Below are 5,497 nucleotides of genomic sequence, written 5' to 3'. Positions count from 1 at the left end.
CTGCACTACTACACCGACCACTACGCCCGGCACTTCGCCCCGCTGCGGGACCGGCCGCTGATCCCCGACCCGCCGAGCGACGGCGATCGGGTCCTCACAAGCCCCGACGGCTCCGGTTTCCGCAGCGATCGCGTCCGTCCGGGTGACCTCGAGTGCCGCCGGCTCCTCTTCGTTCGCACACAGCACTACGGTGCTGGACGACCCGCCGGCGCATTTCGGAGGACACCGATGGCCATCCCCGCCCTGGACCACTCGACGACCCGCTACTCCCTCCCCCACGCCTACTGGATGGCGCGGGCCGCCGGACTGGCCGTGCTGGACCGCGCCGGCATCGAGGACCGGGCCCACGCCTGGGGTTTCGACGAAGTACGCCACTTCGAGTCGACACACCGGATGCCGTTCCCGATCGAGGACACCCAGGCCTACACCATGGCCAGCGACCGCATGATCGTCACCGGCTTCCGGGGCACCGAGGTCCTGAAGATCTACGACTGGCTCACCGACGTCGACACCCCGCCCGTCCCCGGGCCGGCGAACAAGGGCTTCGTCCACTACGGCTTCCACCAGGCCCTGCAGTCCGTCTACCCCCAGATCCGCGACACCGTCCAGGAACTGCGCAGCGACGGGCAGAGCGTCTGGTTCACCGGCCACAGCCTCGGCGGCGCCCTCGCCATGCTGGCCGGCGCCCGCTGGTACTTCGAGGAGCCCCGCCGACTCCCCGACGGCGTCTACACCTTCGGCCAGCCCCGCACCTGCGAACGCCTCCTCGCCGGCGCCCACAACGCGGCCTTCAGAGACCGCTGCTACCGCTTCGTCAACAACAACGACATCGTTCCGCGGCTCCCGCCCGAGCCCGCCTACACCCACGTCGACGCGCTCCGCTACTTCGACGCCGACGGAGAGCTCCACGAGGCCATGCCGCTCATCGCCGGCCTGCAGGACCGGGTGAAGGGCTACCGCCAGGACATGTTCGCCCCCGAGACCGACGCGATCAAGGACCACCACCTGCCCAACTACCTCGCCGCGTTCGAGAAGAACCTCGCCGGAACCGGCTGAGCCCGTGCCGGAGCAGCGAAGGGACGACGGGTCCACGGCCTCGGCGGTCGCGCGGTCCTGGGGTGCTTCACCGCACCCGGGACGGAGATCGCGGCCGAGATCCTGGAGCGGATCGGGCTCCCGCCCGCCGGGGAGAGTGGATCGCACGGGGCATCCGCCTCGATCACGCGCTCGGCGGCGGACGACGACGCGCCGCGGAGCCGGGCGTGGAAGCCGGCGCGGTACGGGTGGCGGCCGACGCGCTCGACGCCGCCGGCCACCGCCCCTTCGAGGTCGTGAGCCGCCCGGGCCGTCCCCCGACCGGCGACCTGTGGGCGCACCGGACCAGTCGCTCGACCGGCACCGTCGCCCTCACCATCGGCTCGCACGACAGCGCCACGTGGACGTGCAGGTCGACGAAGCCGGGGACGACGGTGGACCCGGTCAGGTCGAGGTCGCCGGGTTCGGTGTCGCCGCCGAGGCCGGCGATGCGCTCGCCCTCGACGGCGAGGCGGTCGCCGTCGACGACGCCGCCGGGCAGGACCAGGCGGGCCCCGGCCAGGGTGATGCGGTTCGTGACGGTCATGGGTGGGTCCTGGATGCCGTTCGCGGGGAGGGGCGGAGTCCCGGGCAGGGGAACGCCGCCCGCCCGGCCCACGGGAACCGGTCCGGTGGGCCGGGCGGCGCGGATCACGGCTGGACGGCCAGCGCGAACACGTGGATCGCTGCGGCACTGGGCAGCGTGACGGAACGGATCGTCTTGCCGGGCGTCAACGGGACGGTGTTGGTGAACACGCCGTAGCCGATGCCGAAGTTGCCCGGTCCGGTGGGCGTGTTGCGGTGGTCCGTGGTGAACGCGGTCTTCGCGCCGTAGGCGTCGGTCGGGGTGCAGCACCAGTTGGGGAAGCCCAACTGGCCGCTGCTGGTGGTGCCGTCGGTGTAGGCGACGGTGACCGTGCCGGAGGCGAAGCCCGCTTCGGCGCCGAGGAAGCCCAGCGCGCTGCCCTGGCCGCCGAAGGTGATCTCCTGGCCGGCGGCCGACACGTTGTCGTTGGTGCCGGCGGCCGCGGACGGCCAGGTGAAGCTGAGGCCGTTGGCGCTGATCGTGGCGCCCGCGGTGGCGCCGGCCCGGGCCAGGGCCTGCGCCGAGTAGCTGTTCCCGGCGCCGTCGAAGTTGCCGGGAGCGGTGTCGCTCTCGGAGGTGGCGCCGACGTTGTTGAACGCGCCCTCCAGCGACGGGTAGGGCACGGTCCGCACGATCGTCTGCTCACCGCTGACGGTGTCGACCCCGGCCGGCCGGGCCCGGTAGCTCGCGGTGGCGGTGATCGCCGTGACCGTGGTCCCGGGAGCGCCCTGGGGGCCGTGCACCGTCACCGTGGCCGACGCGGTTGCGCCCGGAGCGATGCGCGGGAGCGCGACGGTCGCCGGGGTGACGGTCCAGTCGGCGGGGGCGCTGATCCGCAGGTTGGTGTCGTTCAGCGCGACGGCGCCGTGGTCGGCCAGGGTGATCCGGTACGTCCCGGGCTCCTGGGCCGGGCTGACGTCCTGCCAGGTGACGGCGGTGGCGGGGGCCAGGCCGTGGGTCGCGCCGGGGTGGACCCGGTAGAGCACCGTGGCGTGCGGCGGCACGTTCGCGGAGATCACGCCGGTCGTCCCGACGACCTGCTTGGTCACCAGGTCGTCGAGCCTGTAGCCGGCGGCAGCGGGCAGGCCGGCCCGGGCGGCGGTCGTGGTGATGGTCTGCGCGGTGTCGGAGGAGTTGAAGAGCGCGACCGCGCGGTCCCCGCCGGCCAGCGGCTTGCTCAGCACGTCGTAGCCGGTTCCGTCAGCAGGCGACGGTGGTACGGAGCCACCGGCGGAGGGCAGTTGACACGCTTCGACCTCACGGGATCTCGGGGTCAGGGCATGGGTGGCTGCTGTGGTCCCAGCCGGATCAGTTGTACGGGGCTCTGCTCGTTCTTGACAAGATGGCGGGCAAAATAAGCAGCAACACGCACTCAACATGCAAAGTCCGAGCACGAGTGCCCCTGGGGACCGGCCCGGCCGAGCAGCCACCGGACCCAGGAGCGCGACCGGCCGGGCGCCCGCGATGTCACGGGCACCCGGCCGGTCGCGTGCGGGGTCTTCCGGATCCCCGCGGGTCGATCGGCTACGGCAGGGTCCAGCGCTGGTTGGCGCCGCCGTTGCAGTCCCAGATCTCCAGCGGGGTGCCGTCGGCGGTGGCCGCGGCGGGGTCGTCGAGGCAGCGGCCGGACTGGGTGCTCTTCAGGGTGCCGTCCGGCTGGGGCGTCCACTGCTGGTTGGCGCCGCCGGTGCAGTCCCACAGTTCGACCGGGGAGCCGTTGACGGTGGCGCCGCCGGTGACGTCCAGGCACTTGCCGTTGTGGGTGAGGGTGCCGTTGGAACGGGTCCACACCTGCTGCGCGCTGCCGTCGCAGGCCCAGAGCTGCACGGCGGCGCCGCTGGTGCCGGCGGCGGGACGGGCGCAGGTGCCGGGCAGGGCGGAGGCGATCGGGCCGGTGTGGGTGGTGGGCGTGCCGGGGGTGAGGGCGAAGTTGTCGAACTGGTCGGTCTGGTAGCCGGTCACGCCGAGGCCGGCGCGGCCGTTGGTGAAGCTCGCGTCGGTGGCGCTGCCCACGGCGGCACCGTCGATGCTCGCCGTGAGGGTCTCGTTGTCGAGGGTGAGCGCGACGGTGTGCCAGCGGCCGGTGCCGAGGGCGGCGGTGGTGCCGCTCGCGAGGGTGGTGAAGTTCCAGCTGGTGTCGCTCTTGTCGATGGACCAGGCGCCGGTGTCGCTCACCCGCAGGTGGTAGGCGTTCAGGCCGTTGTTGTTGCGGCCCTGCTGGTTGGCCCGGCCGAGGAGCTCGACGGTGCCGGACTGCTCGAACATGGTGTCGGCGGTGACGGTGTAGTTGGACCAGCTGCCGTCGCCCATCATCGTGTACGGGGCGTTGTAGCGCTCGTCGGTCCAGCGGATCGGCGAGGTCGGGGCCATCTGGCGCAGGCAGGTGCCGGTGCGCCCGCCGCCGCAGGCGACGGTCTGGAAGGCGCCGTTCATGTCCGTGAAGTACTTCGGCGAGGTGGTCGTGGCCGGGGTGTCGAAGCCGTCCGCGTAGGGCAGCTTCATCGGCGCGGCGGCCGGCGGGGTGGCGGTGCCCTTGCCCTGGCCGGTGGTGGTGGTCACGGTGTAGATCCGGCCGGGCTGGAGGGTGAGCGTGTAGCGGCCCCCGGACGGGGTGACGTCCTTCTGCTTGACGAACCACTGCGCCGGGTCGGTGGAGCCGAGGTCGGTGGACCAGACGTGGACCTTGCCGGTGGACAGGCCACCGGTGACGGTGAAGTTCGCGGTCTGGGCGGCGGTGGCGTCCAGGGTCTCGATGACGGTGCTGTAGTCGCGCTTGTTCGTGCTCTTCAGCGTGACGTAACTGCCGTTGGCGCGTGCGCCGCCGAGGTAGCCGCTCGCGGCGTCGATGTAGCTCCAGCCGGGCTTGGTGAACTGGGTGGTGTGCGCGGTGACCCAGGTCGTCCTCCCGATGCCGTAGTTGCCGGACCACGGCTGGTTGGCGATCGACATGCCGTCGGTGGAGAAGAAGAGGTCGGGGTAGAGCGCGGCGATGACCGGCCAGTTGATGAACGAGGTCATCTTCCCGTCGAGGTAGCCCCGGTTGATCCCGCGCGCCACCGCCGGGGCGCCGCTGTTGAGGTCCTGGGAGCCGTTCTCGCTCGCCCACAGCGGCTTGCCGAGCGCCTGGGCGGTCGGCGTGCTCGGGCACTCGGTGAAGGAGCTCATGTACCCGCAGGGGTAGTGCACGCCGACGACGTCGACGGCGTTCTTGAACGCCGGGTCGGCGGCCATGGCGTCGGCCACCTCCCAGGTGTCGTCGGCGGCGACGACCTTGGTGGCGCCGTAACCGCGCGCGACGAGCGTGCTCTTGAGGTTCTCGTACCAGGCCTTGTCGAAGCCGCGCTCGTTCCAGCCGCCGAGGTAGGAGACGTTCAGGTGGTGCTGGCCGGCGCAGCCCATCCACGACATCACGTAGTCGATGGAGTCCTGGGACCAGAAGTTGCCGCCGCTGCCACTGTTCCCGATCCAGCCGGGGGCGCCCCAGGACAGGCCGATGAACGTGATGTCGGGGTTGCGGGCCTTGGCCTGCTCGGCCAGCCACCACTCGTAGCCCTGGTTGCAGTCGACGGTGCCCCTGGTGTGCTCGATGCTCGGCTCGGCGCCGTCGGTGGAGTTGGTGTCGCCGCCGATCTCCAGCTTCAGCACCTGCAGCGAGGCGCCGTAGCCGGGCTTGAACAGGTAGTCCAGCAGTTGGCTGCGCTGGGGCTCCGGATAGTCCACCAGCAGGCGGGAGTTGCCACCGCCGCCGGAGATCGCGCCGACCCCGTCGAAGGTCAGGCCCGGCTTGGTGCCGTCGACGGTGACGGCGGTGGAGGTGGCGGCGGTGGGGGTGGTGGG

General features: G+C 71.9%; 4 protein-coding genes. 1 reads left to right on the top strand and 3 read right to left on the bottom strand.

Annotated features, from left to right (window positions below; all coding sequences use genetic code 11):
* Positions 1-228 precede the first annotated feature (228 nt).
* Positions 229-1,056, top strand: a complete 828-nt coding sequence (locus ACIQOV_RS25460; protein WP_401052173.1) for a lipase family protein — start codon at positions 229-231, stop codon at positions 1,054-1,056.
* Between the two features lie 163 nt (positions 1,057-1,219).
* On the opposite strand, the gene ACIQOV_RS25455 is transcribed toward ACIQOV_RS25460, so the two are convergent.
* The 3 genes from ACIQOV_RS25455 to ACIQOV_RS25445 form a co-directional block, all read right to left on the bottom strand.
* Positions 1,220-1,621 (bottom strand): hypothetical protein, encoded by a 402-nt coding sequence (locus tag ACIQOV_RS25455; protein WP_401052171.1) that lies wholly within the window; start codon positions 1,619-1,621, stop codon positions 1,220-1,222.
* Between the two features lie 104 nt (positions 1,622-1,725).
* Positions 1,726-2,844, bottom strand: coding sequence for an NEW3 domain-containing protein (locus ACIQOV_RS25450; protein WP_401052169.1), 1,119 nt, complete (start codon positions 2,842-2,844; stop codon positions 1,726-1,728).
* 340 nt (positions 2,845-3,184) lie between these two features.
* A partial coding sequence (locus tag ACIQOV_RS25445) for a ricin-type beta-trefoil lectin domain protein (RefSeq protein WP_401052166.1) occupies positions 3,185-5,497 on the bottom strand: 2,313 nt, incomplete at its 5' end.

The sequence above is a fragment of the Kitasatospora sp. NPDC091257 genome (assembly GCF_044757675.1).
Taxonomy (GTDB): domain Bacteria; phylum Actinomycetota; class Actinomycetes; order Streptomycetales; family Streptomycetaceae; genus Kitasatospora; species Kitasatospora lactacystinica.
The sequence above is the reverse complement of the archived record's forward strand: the minus strand, read 5'-3'. Positions and strand labels throughout refer to the sequence as shown.